Raw genomic sequence first — 1,337 nt, 5'->3', positions numbered from 1 at the left:
GCAGGTGCAGGGACCTCAGCTGGAGCATCATCACAAGCTAAACCAGATGGAACAGGGGGAGGTGTTAAAATACCAACAACTATAGTAAGTACTACGGATGATACAGGTGGGGCTATAAAGCAATCTGGGGCTGCCACAATAAAGGTTTATACAGATCTTTCAGGAACACCAGATGATAGAGCTTCTAAAAGCAGTGGTGCCACCGCTGGTACAACAAAACCAACAATTCAACTATTCGCTAGAGACGTAGAGAATACTAAAGGGCTGTTTAAGCATTCGTTCAGCATAATCACATACAGCGATGGTAGGAAGGAGATAGTGACTGGCTTGCTAGAAGAACGTACATTGTTTGGTATGGTCATCAAAGATCTCGACATACACCATATTAAATATGTTGATGAAAATCGTGAAACCCTGGGTCTTGATTGGAAAGAGAAAGCAGACAGAAATAATATAAAGCATATCCTGATGCAAGAATTTTCATTTCAAAATGATTATGAATTGGGAAGCTATGTTGATAAAGGTATTAAAGGGTTACAAGCACTAGATAAGCAGGATTATGATATTTGTAGTACAGACAGATGTTGGGGAGGTAACAGCAATACAGTACAGAAGTATTTTTATGATGCTATGGGTCTTAAACTAAACATACCAGAGCAGTATAGATTGCCAAATGCGCTTGGTTTATCGCAGTTACCTGGAATTGATGGTACATTTTATAAGGGTGCTCTCGAAAAGGGTTATGAAGCGCTTAAGAATACTCCGGAAGCCATAGGCAAGACGATGGAAGAATATGGTAAGCAACTAGCAGAAACGGACCTATGACATGAGCACAATGAATGTAGTAAAGCTCATTATACGTTATATATACGTTATTTGCATTAAATTGCCGTTAAAGGTCTGCTTTTCCTTATTAGAGATTTTTATATACATCGTAACACTTCTATTAATTATCTGGTGTACAATGATTCTGATGCTTAACACGTGGCTTTTATTGTTTGATTATAGAGAGATTAAATTTGAATCTTATGCTACTTTTAAGGAGTTTGAGCGAGTGATGAAAGAAATGTTCCACGTGGGTGATGATGTAGAAGAGTCTATGAAGAAACTTACAAAGTCAGGTGCGGAGTGTAGTATTGTGTCTGGTGAGGAGTCGGAATATTCATTTAAGCACAAGGGTGTAGGGTATGTAGCAGTTTGCACATACGACACATACTCTTTGCAACATTTTGGTATACATTACTATGTAATATTTGAAGCACACCACAACAAGAGAATGCTGTATATCACTTCAGGTATTAGGATAGCTGCTCCATTTGTGACATGAGTGTAACGTG

The 1,337-nt window shown here is 38.4% G+C and carries 2 protein-coding genes; both read left to right on the top strand.

Features of this window, described 5'->3' with window-relative positions:
* The coding region (locus tag EDM53_RS06135; protein ID WP_165379575.1) for a hypothetical protein at positions 1-825 on the top strand (825 nt) is incomplete at its 5' end.
* Between the two features lie 148 nt (positions 826-973).
* A complete protein-coding gene (locus EDM53_RS02270) occupies positions 974-1,327 on the top strand; it encodes a hypothetical protein (protein WP_130122023.1) in 354 nt (117 codons plus the stop codon).
* The last annotated feature ends 10 nt before the right edge of the window (positions 1,328-1,337 follow it).

This window comes from Rickettsiales endosymbiont of Peranema trichophorum (genome assembly GCF_004210275.1).
GTDB lineage: Bacteria > Pseudomonadota > Alphaproteobacteria > Rickettsiales > Midichloriaceae > RICK02.
The sequence above is the reverse complement of the archived record's forward strand: the minus strand, read 5'-3'. Positions and strand labels throughout refer to the sequence as shown.